Here is a 16,033-nt window from a genome sequence, read left to right as displayed (position 1 = left end):
GGCGGCAGCGCCGGTGGTCCGGCCGACCGGAGGCGTACGCGGACACGGGTGGCCGCCCGCGACGGAGCGGGACGCGCGGTCACCGGCTTGCGGCGCCCGGCGGTCGCGCCGGGCGAGGGACCGGCGGGGCGGGGTCGACGTGGTAGACAGCGGCATGCGCATCGTGATCGCGGACGACGCCGTGCTGCTGCGGGAGGGGCTGGTCCGGCTGCTCACCGAGCAGGGGCATCAGGTGGTGGCCGCCGTCGCCGACGGCGACGCGCTGGTGGAGGCGGTGGTGACGCACCGGCCAGACGTGTCGATCGTGGACGTGCGGATGCCGCCGTCGCACACCGACGAGGGGCTGCGGGCGGCGGTGGAAGCGCGTCGGCTGGTGCCCCGCACGCCGATCCTGGTGCTGTCGCAGTACGTGGAGGTGTCCTACGCCGACGACCTGCTGGCCACCACGGGGGCCGGTGGGGGCGGGATCGGTTACCTGCTCAAGGACCGGGTGGCCGCGATCGACGAGTTCCTGGACGCGCTGAGCCGGGTGGCCGGTGGGGGCACGGTGCTCGACCCGGAGGTGGTGGGGCAGTTGTTCGCCCGCCGCCGCCGCGACGACCCGCTGCGACACCTGACCCCGCGCGAGCGCGAGGTGCTGGCCCTGATGGCCGAGGGCCACTCGAACACGGCCATCGCCCGCGCCCTGGTGGTCAGCGACGGGGCGGTGGAGAAGCACGTCCGGAACATCTTCACCAAGCTCGACCTGCCGCCGGACAACGAGCAGCACCGCCGGGTCAGGGCCGTCCTGGCCTACCTGCGCAACTGACCTCCGCCGCCAGGGTCACCGCCTCGGTGAGCGTGTCGGCGACCGGGTGGCCGGAGGCGTGCAGGCGGTCCGGGTCGGTGAAGCCGCCGGTGTAGAGCACCGCCCGGCCGCCGACCTCCAGCGCCGCGTCCGCGTCGTCCAGGGAGTCGCCGATCAGCACCACGTCCCGGCCGTCCACGCACAGCTCGGCCAGGTGCTGCCGCAGCGACTCGGCCTTGCGGTCGCCGCCGACGGTGGCCCGCAGTCCGTCCACCCGGACGAACCGGCCGGTCAGCCCGTAGGTGTGCACGGTCGGGACCAGTTCCTCGTGGAACCACATGGACAGCAGGGACTGGCTGCCCGGCCAGGACGACATCGCCACCTGCGCGTCGTGGGCGAGCTGGCAGGTGGTCAGCCCGTTGCGGTACGCGTCGTGGAAGATCCGGTCCAGCCGGCCGAACTCCTCGTCGTCGACCGCCTGGCCGAGCACCTCGGCGTAGTAGTCGGCGATCGGCCGGCGGAACCGCACCCGGTGCTCGTCGGCGGTCACCGCCGGCCCGCCCACGTGGGCGAAGACGGCATTGGTGGAGGCGACGACGAGATCGAGATCGTTGAGCAGGGTGCCGTTCCAGTCCCAGACCAGGTGGGGTCGCGCAGCGTCCATCGCCGCACCCTATCCAAGGCGGCGACGCCGGTGGGACCCCTCGCTACAGCTGCGGGGTGGTCAGGTCGCCGAGCAGGCGGTCCTCCTCCACCCGCCAGTAGCCGTGCTCCTTGCCGTCGAGCAGCACCACCGGCAGCCGGTCGCCGTACTCGCGCTCCAGCTCGACGTCGCCGGTCACGTCCTTCTCCGTCCACCGGTCCCCGGTGACCGCCACCACCCGGTCGAGGGCCGCCTTGGCGTCCTCGCAGAGGTGGCAGCCGGGCCGCGTGATCAGGGTGAGGCGGGGCTCACGCATCGCTGTCCTCCGTGGTGCGGGCGTCGGCCGGGGCCGACGGTCGGGTGGCCGGCACCGCCGGGGACGGCATCGCCCCGGACGGTCCCGGCCGGAGCAGGGTCTTGCGTACCTTGCCGATCGCCGAGTGGGGCAACTCGTCGACGATCTCGACGTCGGTCGGGCACTTGAACCGGGCCAGGTTCCGGGCGCAGTGGGCGAGCAGGTCCTCCCCGCTGACGGGCTGGCCCGGCGCCGGCACCACGTACGCCCGCACAGTCTCGCCGGTCCGCGGGTGCGGCACACCCAGTACCGCCGACTCGGCCACGCCCGGGTGCCCGGAGAGCACCACCTCGACCTCGCGCGGGTAGACGTTGAAGCCGTTGACCAGGATCAGCTCGCCGACCCGGTCGACCAGGAAGAGGTCGCCGTCGTCGTCGGCGTACGCGACGTCGCCGGTCGCCCACCAGCCGTCGGCGTCGGGCCCGCCCCGGCCGTCCGGCCAGTAGCCGGAGAACAGGTTCGCCCCGCGCACCACGATCTCGCCGGGGTCACTGCCGATCATGGCGTCGGAGAGGTCCGGCCCGTCCGGGTCGTCGTCGGCGGCGTCCGGGCCGGTCCCGTCGTCCGGCCACAGGTCGGTGCCGTCCGGGGAGACCAGGCGCAGGTCCACGCCGGGCAGCGGACGGCCGATCGAGCCGGGCTTCGGTTCACCGCCGACCAGGGTGGAGGTGAGCACCGGCGCGGTCTCGGTGAGGCCGTACCCGACGTGCACCGGGCGACCGGTGACCTCGGTGAAGCGGGCGGCGGCAGCCGGCTCCAGCGGCGCCGCGCCGCACACCACCACCCGGACCGACGCCAGCGCCGCGGTGACGGTGTCGGCGTCCGCCTCCGCCCAGGCGGCGACCATCGACGGTACGCCGACCAGCACGGTCACCCGGTGCCGGGCGATCTCGGCGAGCCCGGCGTCGGCGCCGGGGTCGTCGACGAGCACCCCGGTCGCCCCGTGGTGGACCACCGCGCCGAGGCCCGAGTTGAGCCCGTACGCGTGGAACAGCGGAAGCGCCAGCAGCACGGTGTCGTCCGCGCCCACCACCGGTGGGTCGATCCGGCTCACCTGGTCGTGGTTGGCGGCCAGCGCGCGGTGCGACAGCATCGCGCCCTTCGGCCGGCCCTCGGTGCCCGACGTGTAGAGCAGGACGGCCAGGTCGTCCCCACCCCGGGTGGGGAACGAGTCACTGCCGGCGGCGACCGGCGGTGCGGTGTGGACGGCGGTGAGCGCGGGCAGGTCGGCGGCGACGGCGGCGACCCGCTGCCGCACCGGCTCGGCGCAGACCAGCGCGACGGCACCGCAGTCGGCCAGGACGTGCCGCAGTTCCGGCGCGGTGAAGCCGGGGTTGACCGGCACGGCGACCAGCCCGGCGCGCAGCACGGCCAGGCAACTGACCACGAAGTCCGGGGTGTTGGGAAGGGCGATCGCGACCCGCGGCGGATGCCGGTCGACCGGGACCGCCCCGCCGTCCGGCACCGCCTCCCGGGTCGGTGGCGCACCGGCCGCGACGGTGCGGGCCAGGGCGCGGGCGGTGGCGCTCACCTTGGCGTCCAGTTCGGACCAGGTCAGGGTCTGCTCGCGCCAGCGCAGCGCGGGCCGGTCGGGGTGGGCGGCGGCCACCCGACGGAGCCGGTCGGCCAGCGTCGACCCGCCGTTCTCGGTTGCGTCCTGCACGGTGGCTGAGTCTGGCACAGCGACCCCGACCAGACCATGCCCCGACCGCCGGCGACTCCCGCTCCGGTCCCGGGGACGGTCGGTCCCGGGGACGGGACCCACCCGGGACCGTGGGTGACCACCGGGGCCGCCCCCGGCGACCTGACGGGCGGCGGGCGACACGCCGGGCCGGGCGGGTGCGCCCGTCGGCGACGGACCACCGATTCCGGGCCGGGCACCCCCACCGACCTGGAAATCCTTTCGCGACCAGCATCCGGTGACGAAGTCAATCGCACACGACGGACAACGGGTCCGCCATTCGTCCGACGGGGACGGAAATACTTCGGCCCTGTGTAACGGACTTGCCACGCGCGGGTGACGTTGGCCCTATCATCACTCGGGTCGGCTCACCCCATTTGCCGTGAGTCGACACCCCTCAGCCCGAGGAGGCCCCCGTGCCCGTGAGCGCATTGGACCAGCACCTCAGGGGGATCCGCCGCCCGTCGGCGGACCCCCGACCCGTCCTGCCCGGCCACGCCGTACCCGGTGGGTACGCGGCGGCGACACGCCGAGCGGCGTACGCCGTCGTCGGCGGGACGGAGGCGGTCCGATGACCACCTTCGGATACGCCGAACGTCCGGCCGGCCTGACCGGCCCGGCGATCCGCGCCACGGTCAACGAAAGACCGGCCGCCCGGGGCCCGCTCGACGACACCGGGAACCTCGTCGTCCGGGGTGAGGGCCGCACCCGGCACCGACCGCACCACAACGAGGCGCCGCCCCGACCGGCCGCCCCCGGTGGGAACGCCAAGCCGATCGGTGGGCGGGTCGCGTCGCCCGCCCGGCCGACGATGCCGGTGCAGGGTCGCCGGTCCGCCGAGCCACCCGCCGCGGTCGAGGAGTCGATGACCGAGACGGCGGTGCTACCGGCCGTCGCCGCGACGCCCGCGCCGGTCAACGCCGCCACCGGATACCCCAGCCGGCCGGACCCGTCCGACCCGGCCACCGAGGTGTGGACCCTGGTGGAGCGCGCCCAGGCCGGCGAGGCCGAGGCGTTCGGCCTCATCTACGACCGGTACGTGGACACCGTCTTCCGCTTCGTCTACTTCCGGGTGGGCAACCGGCAGCTCGCCGAGGACCTCACCTCCGACACCTTCCTGCGCGCGTTGAAGCGGATCGGCAGCTTCACCTGGCAGGGCCGCGACCTCGGGGCCTGGCTGGTGACGATCGCCCGCAACCTGGTGGCCGACCACTTCAAGTCCGGCCGCTACCGGTTGGAGGTCACCACCGGCGACGTGCTCGACGCCGACCGGGAGGACCGGGGGCCGGAGGGCAGCCCGGAGGCGGCGGTGGTCGAGCACATCACCAACGTCGCCCTGCTCAGCGCGGTGAAGCAACTCAACCCGGAGCAGCAGGAGTGCATCGTGCTCCGCTTCCTCCAGGGCTTCTCGGTGGCCGAGACGGCCCGCACGATGGGCAAGAACGAGGGTGCCATCAAGGCACTCCAGTACCGCGCGGTGCGCGCGCTCGCCCGGCTGTTGCCGGACGGTTTCCAACCGTAGCTCCGCCGCGGCGGGCGACTCGACCGGCGGGGACGTTCCCGCAGGTCGGGTCGATGCTGTCCGGTGACCGCGATCACTTTGCGTGAGTTCGCCCCCGCCGGCCCCGTAACCCATGGCATACGCGGCGCGTTTCTCCGGGTGCGACCGTTGGCGGTCCCGGCGTCCCCCGGGCCCCAGGTCCGGCAGTGTGGCCGGCCACGACCTCCGTCCGTGGTGAGCCGCCGTCTCCGGTCGCTGGCGACGACAGCGGCCGTCCGGCCGCGACCAGCGAGAGGAGGTGCCTGCGGTGGACAGCGACCTTTTCTCCCGTCGGCGCGCCGAGCGCTTCGCACAGCTCCTCGACGAGGCCAACGGCGGCCGGCGACACCATGTGCGTTCCCGGGCCGACGAACAGCTGGCCGCCCTCGTCGCGGTCGGCCAGCGGCTCCGCGCCGAGGTGCCGACCGTCGAGGTCGAGCCGGGTTTCCGCACCGGCCTCCGGGCGATGCTGGTGGCCACCGCCGAACGTGAGGGCGTCGGCGCACCGGCGGTCACCTCCGAGCCGGCCGCCCGACGTCTCGCCGGCGCCGTGGCCCGCAACCGGCTGCTGCCGGCCGTCACCGGCCGCCGGGCCCGCGCCCGGGGCGCCATCCTCGTCGGCATCGCCGCCGGTGCGGTGGCGGTCTCCGGGATCTCCGCGGCGAGCGAGAACGCGGTCCCCGGCGACGCGCTCTACGGGATGAAGCGCTCGACGGAACGCGCGCAGCTCGCCCTCACCGGCTCCGACCTGAGCCGCGGTCAGCTCTTCCTCGACTTCGCCCGCACCCGGCTGGACGAGGCGGCGTCGCTGCGGGGGGACCGGGCCGGGTTCAGTGGTGTCCTGGACGACATGGACGCCGACACCCGGCAGGGCGTACGCCTGCTCACCACCGCCGCGGCGCAGCGCTCCGACCCGGCGGCGCTGGACGCGGTCAACGCCTTCGTCACCGGTCAGCGGCAGGCGGTGTCCGGCCTGCTCGACGGGGCGACCCGCGCCGAGCGGGACCGTACCCGGCGGTCGTTGGCCCTGCTGGACGCGATCCGGAAGCGGTCCGACGCGCTGCGCACCGCCATCGCCTGCGACCTGCCGGCCCCCGCCGTCAGCGACGCCCTCGGCCCGGCCCCGACCAGCTGCACCGGCGGCTGACCAGCGCGGCGGCGCTGCCGTCGGAGTCACACCTGTCCCGAGCACCCGGTCCAAGCGGCCCCGGGCCGGATACCCTCGCTCGGACGGCCGATTCCGTGCCGGCCGGACGGAGGGAGGGAGGTCGGGTGGCCCGCAACCGCAAGGTGACGGTCAGCACCGACGCCCACGGGCACACCGCCGGGTGGGCGGAGGCGGAACCGTCCGCGCCGGCCCGACCCGACCCGGCCGCGGCGGCCTTCTTCGACGTGGACAACACGATGATGCAGGGCGCGTCGATCTACTGGTTCGCCCGGGGCCTCGCCGCGCGCAACTACTTCACCACCTCCGACCTGGCCCGGTTCGCCTGGGGGCAGCTGCGGTTCCGGCTGCTGGCCACCGAGCACCCGGGTGACATGTCGCGGGCCCGGGAGGCCGCCCTCGCCTTCGTCGAGGGCTGGCGCGTGCAGGACGTGGAGCGCCTCGCCGAGGAGATCTTCGACGAGCTGATGGCCCCGCGCATCTGGGACGGCACCCGCCGGCTGGCCCAGCGTCACCTCGACGCCGGTGAACGGGTGTGGCTGGTCAGCGCCGCCCCGGTGGAGATCGGGCGGGTGATGGCCGCCCGGCTCGGCCTGACCGGCGCGATCGGGACGGTCGCCGAGGTGGTCGACGGCGCGTACACCGGCCGGCTGGTCGGCGACCTGATGCACGGCCCCGCCAAGGCGGACGCGGTCCGCCAGCTCGCCGCCGTCGAGGGGTTGGAGCTGGACCGCTGCAGCGCGTACAGCGACTCCGCCAACGACCTGCCGATGCTGAGCACGGTGGGTCGGGGCGTGGCGGTGAACCCGGACGGCACCCTGCTGCGCGAGGCCCGCCAGCGCGGCTGGGAGGTCCGGGACTTCCGCACCGGCCGCCGCGCGGTGAAGATCGCCGTGCCGTCCACCGCCGCGGCCGGACTGGTCGCCGGGGCGGTCACCGCGGGGCTGGCGCTGCACCGCCGCCGCCGTACCGGCTGACGCCGGCCGGTCCTACGGCCCGAACGGGTCCGGTCGTTGCTCCAACAACCGGTGCAACGTCTGCTGGATGGTCTCCCGGACCTGGTCGGCGAGGTTGAACACGACCAGCGGGTCGTCCGCGGAGTCGACCAGGTGGGCGGTGGGGATCGGCGGGCAGAACTCGATCAGCCACTTGCTCGGCAGCGGCACCATGCCCAGCGGGCCGAGCAGCGGGAACGTGGGTGTCACCGGGAAATAAGGAAGCTTCAGCAACCGGGCCAGCGGCTTGATGTCGGCGAGCATCGGGTAGGTCTCCTCGCCGCCGACGATGGCCACCGGCACGATCGGCGTGCCGGTGCGCAGCGCCGCCGACACGAACCCGCCCCGGCCGAAGCGCTGCAACTTGTAGCGCTCGGAGTAGAGCTTGCCGATGCCCTTGAAGCCCTCGGGGAAGACGCCCACCACCTCACCACCGGCGAGCAGCCGTTCCGCGTCCGGGTTGCAGGCGACCGTGCCGCCGGTCTTGCGGGCGATCTCGGAGACCACCGGCATCCGGAACACCAGGTCGGCACCGAGCAGCCGCAGGAAGCGGTGCGCCGGGTGCTGGTCGTGCAGGACGGCGGAGAGGATCAACGCGTCCAGCGCCACCGTGCCCGAGTGGTTGCCCACCACCAGTCCGGGCCCGTCGGCCGGTACGTGTTCCAGGCCGGAGACCTCGGTGCGGAACCAGTCCCGGTAGAGCAGGCGCAGCAGCGGGTGGAACACCGCCTCGGTGATCTGCGGGTCGAACCCGAACTCGTCGACCTCGTAGTCACCGGCGAGCCGCCGCCGCAGGAACGCCAGGCCGCTGGCCACCGCCCGGTCCCACTGGTCACCCGGCCGGTCCGGCACCGCCGAACCGCCCGTCGCCGCCGGTCGCCCGGCCACACCGTTGGCCACCGCCGGCGGGTCGGTGGCCGCCGCGTCCGGCACCGCCGGCGCGTCGGTGACCGCCGGCTCGTCGGTGACCGCCGGCTCGTCGGTGACCGCCGGCTCGTCGGTGGCGGCGGTGTCGACCTCGTCGGTGACCGGTCCGGCCGGTGCCGGGTCCGGCCGCGTCGCCGGGCCGGCCGGGCGGTGTCCGTTGGCGCGCGCCGGCCGCGCGTGCGGCTCCGGCACGGTCAGCGGTACGTCGTACCGGCGGTCCCCGGAGGCGCCCTCGCGTGGGTCTCGACCGGTCACGACCGCTCCTCGACGGCGGCACGGACCTGCCGGATGCCCTCGCGCACCAGCCGCTCGGCGACGGCCAACTGGTCCCGGCTGACCACGGCGCCGCCGCGGTGGGCCGCGATGAAGTCCTCGAAGGCGGCGGCGGTCGAGCGGGGCGTGAAGCCGAACTCCCGCTCCAGCCGGCCGGTGTCGACCACCCGGCCATGCACGAAGAGGTCGACCTGGTCCAGGCCGACCCGCCCGAAACCGAGGCTGCGGGCCAGCGCGGCGGCACCGGACAGGCCCGGTTCGAGGACCGGCAGTGCCACCCGGCCGGCCCGCCGGATGGCCTGGGACAGCGCCAGCACCCCCGGACCGGCGACGTTGAAGGTGCCGGAATGGTCCTCGACGATCGACCGGTGCAGCACCTCCAGCGCGTCGTCGAAGTGCAGGAACTGCAACCTCGGGTCCCGGCCGAAGACGGTGGGCACCAGCGGCTGGGAGAAGTAGCGGGTCAGCGTGGTGTCGGCGGTCGACCCGATGAACGGCGCGAAGCGCAGCACGGTGACGGTGGTGCCGGGGCGGCGGCGGCGGAAGCCGCGCACGTACCCCTCGATGTCCAGGATGTCGCGGCCGAAGCCGCCACGCGGCACCTCGCGCGGCTCGGTGTCCTCGGTGAAGACCGCCGGGTCCCGGAAGGAGGCCCCGTACGCGGCCGTCGACGAGCGGACCACCAGCTTGCGCAGCCGGGGTGCCCGCTGGCAGGCGGCGAGCAGCTGCATGGTGCCGATGACGTTCTGGTCCTTCATCGCCGACCGCCCGCCGTGCTGCGGGTCCGGGGAACTGACCAGGGCGAGGTGGACGACCGCGTCGACGTCCAGGTCGGCGAGGAGACCACCGATCGAGCCGGCGTCGACCCGGATCCGCTCGACCCGGTCGAGCAGGTCGGTGAACTCGGCGCCCGGCTCCGGCGGGTCCACGCCGATGACCCGCTCGATGCGCGGGTCGGCGGCGAGCCGGGCGGCCACGTGCGCGCCGAGGTAGCGGCTGACCCCGGTCACGACGACGACCCCCGGAGCACCTGGGGTGCCACCGGGGGTCATGTCGTGCACCTACCCTGGCAGGACGGACCGAGCCGGAACGTGCACGGCCTGATCACCTGAGCCTCCGAGGGTCGACAGTTGGCAAGTGACGACGGGTGCCGGGCCAGGCCCGGCCCCGGTCACTTGCCGAGACGGCGACGCTGGACGCGGGTCTTGCGCAGCAGCTTGCGGTGCTTCTTCTTAGCCATGCGCTTGCGGCGCTTCTTGACCACCGAGCCCATACGACAGCCTTTCGATGCAACGTGCGGGGCGGACCGGAGAACGCCACGGATGGCGTCGGCGACCGCTTGCGGACAACGGACCGGACCAGCGGGACGAGCGGGGACGTGCTCCTGCGGTCACGGTCGGGGTCCAGGGTAGCCGCAGAGCATCAGCAGGACCAACGCGGCCCCACGATGCTCGTCACCGGGCCTCCGGTCGGCTGCCCGAGGCATCGCTCAGGCGGTCTCCTGGAAGGCGCCACGCAGGTATTCGTGCACGGCGTGCTCCGGGACGCGGAACGACCGCCCCACCCGCACCGCGGTCAGCTCACCGCTGTGCACCAGGCGGTAGACCGTCATCTTCGACACCCGCATGACCGTCGCCACCTCGGCGACGGTGAGGAACTTGACATCCGACAGCCGACCGTCGGACTGCGACCCGGCCATGGCTCACCGACCCATCCCATGCCCGGCGCGTGCCATCCCGGGGGGATGCTCCCCGCCCGGGCCGGCGACGCGCGTGTTACCAGTACCGTAGCGGGACGGCTGTGACCGGCGCGATCCCTTCGTGCAACTGAACCCGAAATCGGCGCGTCACTCGGCCCGCAGCGCCACCACCGGGTCCAGCCGGCCGGCCCGCTGGGCGGGCACCACCCCGAAGACGATCCCCACCGCCGCCGAGACGCCGAACGCCAGTGCCAGCGACCACCAGGTGATCGCCGCCGGGATCGGCGAGAGCGCGTCGACCAGCAGCGCGGTGCCGACTCCCAGCGCCATCCCGGTGAGCCCGCCGATCGAGGTGAGCAGCACCGCCTCCAGCAGGAACTGCACACCGATGTCCCGGGGCCGGGCGCCGACCGCCTTGCGCAGGCCGATCTCCCGGGTCCGCTCCCGGACCGACACCAGCATGATGTTGGAGACCCCGACGCCGCCGACCAGCAGCGAGATGCCGGCGATCGCGGCCAGCACGCCGGTCAGGATGCCGAGGATGTCGCCGAGCACGCCGAGGATCTGCTCCTGGGTGACCGCGCTGAACTCGACGCCCGGGTGCCGCCGGGTCAGCTCCGCGACGATCCGCTCGCCCAGCTCGTCGATCCGCTCCCGGTCCGGGGCCTTCACCGCGATCCCGTCGACCCGCTGGGTGCCGTAGAGCCGCTGGGCGGCGGTGACCGGCACGTGTACCTCGTCGTCGCGGTCCACGCCGAGGCTCTGGCCCAGCGGGGCGAAGACCCCGATCACCCGGAACCGCACCCCGGAGACGGTGATCTGCTGGCCGACCGGGTCCCGGTCCGGGAAGAGAGCCCGGGCCACCGACGCGCCGAGTATCGCCACCCGCCGGCTGGTGTCCACGTCGGAGCCGGTGAGGTAGCGGCCCCGGGCCAGGTCGCGGGTGAACACCGACGGGGTGGTCTCCAGGACCCCCTGCAGGGTGCTGAAGTCGGAGCGGTTGCCGGCCCGTACGGTGGCGCCGGAGGCGACGGTGACCGCCACCCGGTCCGGGTCGCCCACCACCCGGGAGACGGCGTCGGCGTCGTCCAGGGTCAGCGGGGACACCGCCGGGGCGGCACCCACGTCCAGCCGGCCGGGCACCACCAGCAGCAGGTTCGACCCGAGTCCCTCGACCTGCTGCTCCACCCGCTGCTTCGTGCCGGTGCCGATCGCCACCAGGATGACCACCGAGGCCACCCCGATGATCACACCGAGCATGGTCAACGCGCTGCGCAGCCGGTTCGCGCGCAGCGCGTCCAGGGCCACCCGCCAGGCCTCGGCCACCCTCACCGGTCGGCCCCGTCCGGCTCGCCCGGACGCGGAAGGCGCCCGGTGGCTCCGGCGGCGCCACCGGAGCCACCGGGCGGGTGCCCCGGGCCGCTTCCGGACGCGGACCGGGGCTCCGCGCTGGGAGCGGGCACCAGTGTGGCAGGTCCGCCATCGCCCCCCGACGGCGGTGGATCATGAGCGGCACCGACCAGGCCGGACGCCGGGGCGGCGGGCTCGGCGGGGCTGGCGGCGCTGTCGGCGACCACCACGCCGTCGCGCATCGCGATGCGCCGGCCGGCCCGGGCGGCCACCTCCTGGTCGTGGGTGACCATCACCAGCGCCACCCCGGACTCGGCGTTGAGGCGTTCCAGCAGTTCCAGGACGGCCGCGCCGGTCACGCTGTCCAGGTTGCCGGTCGGCTCGTCGGCGAGCAGCACCGTCGGGTCGGTCACCAGGGCCCGGGCGATGGCCACCCGCTGCTGCTCGCCGCCGGAGAGCTGGTTGGGCCGGTGGCCCAGCCGGTGCCCGAGACCGACCCGGCCGAGCATCGCCGCCGCCCGCTCCCGCCGTTGCCGGGCGCCCACCCCCCGGTAGACCAGCGGCAGCGCCACGTTGTCCACCGCGGAGGTACGCGGCAGCAGGTGGAACGCCTGGAACACGAAGCCGATGGTCTCGTTGCGCAGCACCGCCAACTCCGGCGCGGACAGGCTGGCCACGTCCCGGCCGCCGATCACCAGCCGGCCGCCGGTGGGCCGGTCCAGACCGCCGAGCAGGTGCATCAGGGTCGACTTGCCGGACCCGGACGGGCCGACCAGCGCCACGTAGTCACCCGGTGCCACGGTCAACGTCACCCCGCGCAGGGCCGGTACGGACACCCCGTCGAGCTGGTACGTCCGGGACACGTCGACCGCCTCGATCGCGGCCGGGGCGGCGCTCACCGGCGGCACCGGACCCGCCGGCACCGGCTCACCGGACCTCCTGGCCGTCGCGGACCTGGTCGGTACCGCGCACCACGATCCGGTCGCCGGCCTGCACGCCGCTGACGATCTGCACCAGGTCCTGTCCCTGCACGCCGAGGGTGACCGGCGCCCGGTCGGCCCGGCCGTCCCGGACCACCCACACCGTGTCCCGCCCGTCGGCCGAGAAGACCGCCGAGGCCGGCACGGTGATCGCGTCGGCGGCCTCCCGGACCCGTAGCCGCACCACCGCGTTCATGCCCGGCCGCGGCGCGGGCGCCGGTTCGGCCTCGCCGAAGCGACCCGGGCCGAGCGTGAGCCGTACCCGGTAGCTGACCCCGCCCCGGGCCGAGCTGACCGGCAGCACGTCCACCGAGCGGACCGTGGCGTCGTAGGTCGCACCGGTCACCGCGTCCAGCTCGACCGCGGCGGTGAGCCCGGCCCGGACCAGCAGCACGTCGGTCTCGTCGACCTCGGCCAGCAGGCCCAACTCGCCGGTGTCCACGATGGTCAACACCGGGCTGCCGGCGGTCACCCGAGCACCCTCCGGCACCGCGACGTCCACCCCGGGCGGCGGGCCGGCCGGTGCCGGGCCGAGCACGGACGGGTCGAGCCCGGCCGCCGCGCCACCGCCCAGCAGGCCGGCCAGCGCCTCCGGGGACACCCCACCGGCGGCGGTCCCGCCGGGCTGCACCACGCCGGCGATCGGGGCGCGCAGGGTCAACGCGTCGACGGCCGCCTTCGCCAGGTCGTACGCCTGCCGGGCCTGGAGCCGTTGCGCGGCGGACAGCGCGCCGACCGCGGAGTTGAGGTTGCTGACGCCGCGCTGCACCGCGCGCAGGGCCTGGTCGGCGGCGCGGGCGGCGCTGTCGTAACGCTGCTGCGCGGTGCGGACCTGGAGCAGCAGCGCGTCCCGCAGCTTCGGGTCGCTGATCCGGTCGGCGGCGGCGCGGGCCGCCGCGTACGTCTCGTCCGCGGCCTTGTCGGTGCCGCGCAGGCCGCCGCGCAGGTCCGCGCCCCCGCCACCGGTCCGGCCGGCCCGTTCGGCCGCGGTCAGCGCCCGCTTCGCCTGCCGGAGCCGGTCGCGGGCCGCCGGGGAGTCGAGCACGGCCAGCACCTGACCCCGCTTGACCCGCTGGCCGGGTTGCACCCGGAGGCTGACCAGCGTGCCGTCGCTCGGGGCGGTGAGGGTGGCGGCGGAACGGGCGACCACGGTGGCCGGGGCGTCGATCACCTCGGAGACGGCGGCGCGGGCGGCGGCGGCCAGGGTCACCGGAGACTCGTCGTCGGAACAGGAGGCGGCGGTGGTGGTGGTCAGGACGGCGACGGCGAGCAGGGCGGTGAGCAGGCGGGGCCGCGTGGCTGCACCCAGCCGCGGCGGGTCGGTGCGGGGCACGCGCACCATGCTACGGCGCAGGTCGACGGGGGACGATGCGCCGCCGGGCGGTCAGCCGACCACCGACCGGGCGTACGTCACGCAGTCGTCGTGCAGGCGCGACCACGGCTCACCGAACGCCGCCTCGGCGGCCTCGTCCAACGTCCGGCGGTCGTGCACCACCGCGCCGAAGAAGGCGAGCAGTCGGGCCGGGCCGTACCGGTCGGTGAGGTGCCGTACGGCCAGGTAGGAGATGCCGTAGCTGCCGCTCACCCGGGCGGCCGGGGCGTTGGCGGCGGGGGTCAACGTGTCCAGCCGGCCGTCCCAGCCCCCGGCGAGCAGCCGGCGCGCGTCGGCCAGCCCCGGGTACCGGCCGATCGACCGGCCGTCGGCACCCGCGTACTCGGCCAACCCCTCCACCAGCCACCACGTCGACTCGCCCGGGTAGCCGCGCTCGGGCAGCGAAGCCGCGTGGGTCAGCTCGTGGCGGAGCAGGTCGTCCAGCCCGCTGCTGGTCAGACCCTCGGCGTTCAGCACCACCTCGTGGTGGCCGCCGCCGACGGTGACCGCGTACCCACCGGTCCACTTCGGACGGCCGCCGCCGTACCAGCGCTGCCACTCCGACCGCCCGGCGTAGAACACCCGGTACCGGTCCGGCACCCGGCCGCCGACCGCCCACGCGTCGGCGGTCCGCGCCGCCGCCTCGGCCTGGGCCAGCAGGGTGGGCAGCTTGCGCCGCTGCGCCGGCGTGGTGGCCACCACGGTGCGTTTGCCGACCGCGACCACCAGGTCGCTGACCTCCCACGGCCGGGTACCGGTCTCCGCCGACCGGGACGGTTCCACGGCGGTCAGCCGGGGCGCCGGCCCGTCCCGCCAGCGGGTCGCGGTCAACACCGGGCTGGTCCGGCAGTCCCGCACCACGAAGCAGTACCGGAACTCCACCAGCAGCCGCCACTCCCCCGGCCGGCCGTCCACCGGGGTGGGCAGGCCGGTCGGCTCGGCCGCCCAACCGGTCACCCGGAGCGCCCGCAGCGCGGCGAACCGCCGGCGCAGGTCGGCGTGCGCGGCCGGCTCGGCCACCGCCAGCCAGCCCGCCCGGTCGCCACGCAGCAGCGCGGACGACTGCCGGTCCAACTGCGCGGCCATCCGCTCACCGAGCTTCCGCGCGGCCGCCGTCGCCGGGTCGTCCGACACCGCCCTCGGCCGCCCGCCGGGCGCCTCCGCCCCGGCGTCACCCACCGCGCCGGCCAGCAACGCCGCCGGCAGACCGCACGCGAGCAGGGCCACGACCGCGGCGAGCGCCGTCCACAGCGCCCAGCGCCGCCGGGGGGCAGGCGGCGCAGACCCCGGGAGTACGCCCACCGCGCCCTGCCCCGGGTCGACGACCCGGGGCACGAGTGCGGTCGGCGCGTCATCCGGAGGCCGGGCCTCCGGCGCGACCCGCGGCATGACGGTGGTCGGTGCCTCCCCGACCTTCCCCGCCTCCCCCGGCAGAGCCGGTGCGGTGGCGACCTTCGGCATCATCACGGTGGACGCGTCCCCGTCCGGGGAACGCGGCCCTGCCACGCGATCCGGCCCGACAGCCCTCGGCAGCACCGCCGTCGGCGCGTTCCGGTCCCCGTCGGCGCCCGGCCCGACCGAGGCGGTGGGCACCGGTACCGGCGGGGCGGGCACGGGCGGACCGGACGCGGGTACCGGCGGGGCGGGCACGGGCGGAACCGGCACCGAGTCGGCGGGGCGGGACGGGTCGGTCGGGGCGGGCCGGTCGGTCGGCGTGCCGGCAGCTTCGCGCCCAGCGGACCCGGACGCCGGCTGTCCCGGCTCGTCCGGCACCGGTGTCGACACAACCGCCGCCGGGGCGGACGGGACGCGCGACGTCACGGGATCGACCGAGGTGGACTCGGCGTCCGGCCCGGTCGGGCCCACCGGCGCGTCGGCGGGCGGTTCCGCGGCGGCCCCTCCGGCGGCCACCGGCGTCCCCTCGATCGCTGCTGGTTCGTCCGTCTCGGGGGTGCCGTCAGTCACCCGCGAAGGGTACGGCTCCGCGCCCCGAGGGGCGAGCACCCCCAGCGACGCCGCACCCCGAACCCGCCCATCCCGACGTCCATCCCCACGATCATGCAGTTTCGGTCGCCGCAAATCGGTCCACAAGGGGTGTAACGGCGACCAGAAGTGCAAGATCGCGGGACCGGGACCGGGACCGGGACCGGGACCGGGGGGGGGCTGCGGGTGACCACCGTACGGGACGGCCGGGGCGTGCTCTGGTACATCCGCAACGGCGAGATCGTCCGAGTGGGCCACAAGAGTCAGGGCTGGGCGCTGGTCG

General features: G+C 75.3%; 15 protein-coding genes and 1 pseudogene. 5 read left to right on the top strand and 11 right to left on the bottom strand.

Annotated elements, in window-relative coordinates; translation table 11 throughout:
- Positions 1–154 precede the first annotated feature (154 nt).
- Positions 155–808, top strand: a complete 654-nt coding sequence (locus D7223_RS18190) for a response regulator transcription factor (protein WP_120729618.1) — start codon at positions 155–157, stop codon at positions 806–808.
- Here the strand turns inward: D7223_RS18190 and D7223_RS18185 are convergent.
- The 3 genes from D7223_RS18185 to D7223_RS18175 are packed head-to-tail and all read right to left on the bottom strand — an operon-like array spanning position 777 to position 3,448.
- Positions 777–1,451, bottom strand: a complete 675-nt coding sequence (locus D7223_RS18185; RefSeq protein WP_120729617.1) for an HAD family hydrolase — start codon at positions 1,449–1,451, stop codon at positions 777–779. The two genes, D7223_RS18190 and D7223_RS18185, sit on opposite strands and share 32 nt — an antisense overlap.
- Positions 1,452–1,494: 43 nt before the next feature.
- Complete coding sequence (locus D7223_RS18180) at positions 1,495–1,746, bottom strand: glutaredoxin family protein (protein WP_120729616.1); 252 nt, start codon at positions 1,744–1,746, stop codon at positions 1,495–1,497.
- Positions 1,739–3,448, bottom strand: a complete 1,710-nt coding sequence (locus D7223_RS18175) for an AMP-binding protein (protein WP_186832334.1) — start codon at positions 3,446–3,448, stop codon at positions 1,739–1,741. The genes D7223_RS18180 and D7223_RS18175 overlap by 8 nt, the downstream gene beginning before the upstream one ends.
- 589 nt (positions 3,449–4,037) lie before the next feature.
- Between D7223_RS18175 and D7223_RS18170 the strand changes: the two genes are divergently transcribed.
- From D7223_RS18170 to D7223_RS18160, 3 genes are all read left to right on the top strand, one after another.
- Positions 4,038–4,988, top strand: coding sequence for an ECF subfamily RNA polymerase sigma factor, BldN family (locus tag D7223_RS18170; protein WP_120729614.1), 951 nt, complete (start codon positions 4,038–4,040; stop codon positions 4,986–4,988).
- Between the two features lie 286 nt (positions 4,989–5,274).
- A complete protein-coding gene (locus D7223_RS18165; protein WP_120729613.1) occupies positions 5,275–6,153 on the top strand; it encodes a DUF5667 domain-containing protein in 879 nt (292 codons plus the stop codon).
- Positions 6,154–6,278: 125 nt separating this feature from the next.
- Positions 6,279–7,148: an HAD family hydrolase gene (locus D7223_RS18160; protein ID WP_120729612.1), complete on the top strand. Its 870-nt coding sequence runs from the start codon at positions 6,279–6,281 to the stop codon at positions 7,146–7,148.
- Between the two features lie 12 nt (positions 7,149–7,160).
- On the opposite strand, the gene D7223_RS18155 is transcribed toward D7223_RS18160, so the two are convergent.
- The 8 genes from D7223_RS18155 to D7223_RS18120 form a co-directional block, all read right to left on the bottom strand.
- Positions 7,161–8,054 carry a lysophospholipid acyltransferase family protein gene (locus D7223_RS18155; protein ID WP_120729906.1) on the bottom strand — a complete coding sequence of 298 codons (894 nt, stop codon included), beginning with the start codon at positions 8,052–8,054 and terminating at the stop codon, positions 7,161–7,163.
- A gap of 290 nt (positions 8,055–8,344) precedes the next feature.
- Positions 8,345–9,418 (bottom strand): NAD-dependent epimerase/dehydratase family protein, encoded by a 1,074-nt coding sequence (locus tag D7223_RS18150; RefSeq protein WP_120729611.1) that lies wholly within the window; start codon positions 9,416–9,418, stop codon positions 8,345–8,347.
- A 119-nt stretch (positions 9,419–9,537) separates the two neighbouring features.
- Entirely contained in the window at positions 9,538–9,639 is a 102-nt protein-coding gene (locus D7223_RS18145) for a 30S ribosomal protein bS22 (RefSeq protein WP_007465623.1), read from the bottom strand.
- A gap of 216 nt (positions 9,640–9,855) precedes the next feature.
- The gene (locus D7223_RS18140) at positions 9,856–10,065 is read right to left on the bottom strand and encodes a helix-turn-helix domain-containing protein (protein WP_091079691.1); all 210 of its coding nucleotides are present in this window, start codon (positions 10,063–10,065) and stop codon (positions 9,856–9,858) included.
- Between the two features lie 147 nt (positions 10,066–10,212).
- Positions 10,213–11,397: an ABC transporter permease gene (locus D7223_RS18135; protein ID WP_120729610.1), complete on the bottom strand. Its 1,185-nt coding sequence runs from the start codon at positions 11,395–11,397 to the stop codon at positions 10,213–10,215.
- The gene (locus tag D7223_RS18130; protein ID WP_120729905.1) at positions 11,394–12,314 is read right to left on the bottom strand and encodes an ABC transporter ATP-binding protein; all 921 of its coding nucleotides are present in this window, start codon (positions 12,312–12,314) and stop codon (positions 11,394–11,396) included. Before D7223_RS18130 ends, D7223_RS18135 begins: the two co-directional genes overlap by 4 nt.
- 28 nt (positions 12,315–12,342) lie before the next feature.
- Positions 12,343–13,737, bottom strand: a complete 1,395-nt coding sequence (locus D7223_RS18125) for an efflux RND transporter periplasmic adaptor subunit (RefSeq protein WP_120729609.1) — start codon at positions 13,735–13,737, stop codon at positions 12,343–12,345.
- Positions 13,738–13,779: 42 nt separating this feature from the next.
- Complete coding sequence (locus tag D7223_RS18120) at positions 13,780–15,732, bottom strand: hypothetical protein (RefSeq protein WP_238162110.1); 1,953 nt, start codon at positions 15,730–15,732, stop codon at positions 13,780–13,782.
- A gap of 192 nt (positions 15,733–15,924) precedes the next feature.
- Here D7223_RS18120 and D7223_RS18115 point away from each other — a divergent pair.
- Positions 15,925–16,033, top strand: a pseudogene (locus tag D7223_RS18115) (mechanosensitive ion channel family protein); the annotation flags it as partial.

It is taken from the genome of Micromonospora endolithica (assembly GCF_003626595.1).
Taxonomy (GTDB): domain Bacteria; phylum Actinomycetota; class Actinomycetes; order Mycobacteriales; family Micromonosporaceae; genus Micromonospora; species Micromonospora endolithica.
The sequence above is the reverse complement of the archived record's forward strand: the minus strand, read 5'-3'. Positions and strand labels throughout refer to the sequence as shown.

Coding starts and splice junctions, on each gene's coding strand:
- D7223_RS18190 (WP_120729618.1), top strand. CDS start 155: ATGCGCATCGTGATCGCGGACGACGCCGTGCTGCTGCGGGAGGGGCTG.
- D7223_RS18185 (WP_120729617.1), bottom strand. CDS start 1,451: ATGGACGCTGCGCGACCCCACCTGGTCTGGGACTGGAACGGCACCCTG.
- D7223_RS18180 (WP_120729616.1), bottom strand. CDS start 1,746: ATGCGTGAGCCCCGCCTCACCCTGATCACGCGGCCCGGCTGCCACCTC.
- D7223_RS18170 (WP_120729614.1), top strand. CDS start 4,038: ATGACCACCTTCGGATACGCCGAACGTCCGGCCGGCCTGACCGGCCCG.
- D7223_RS18150 (WP_120729611.1), bottom strand. CDS start 9,418: ATGACCCCCGGTGGCACCCCAGGTGCTCCGGGGGTCGTCGTCGTGACC.
- D7223_RS18145 (WP_007465623.1), bottom strand. CDS start 9,639: ATGGGCTCGGTGGTCAAGAAGCGCCGCAAGCGCATGGCTAAGAAGAAG.
- D7223_RS18140 (WP_091079691.1), bottom strand. CDS start 10,065: ATGGCCGGGTCGCAGTCCGACGGTCGGCTGTCGGATGTCAAGTTCCTC.
- D7223_RS18125 (WP_120729609.1), bottom strand. CDS start 13,737: ATGGTGCGCGTGCCCCGCACCGACCCGCCGCGGCTGGGTGCAGCCACG.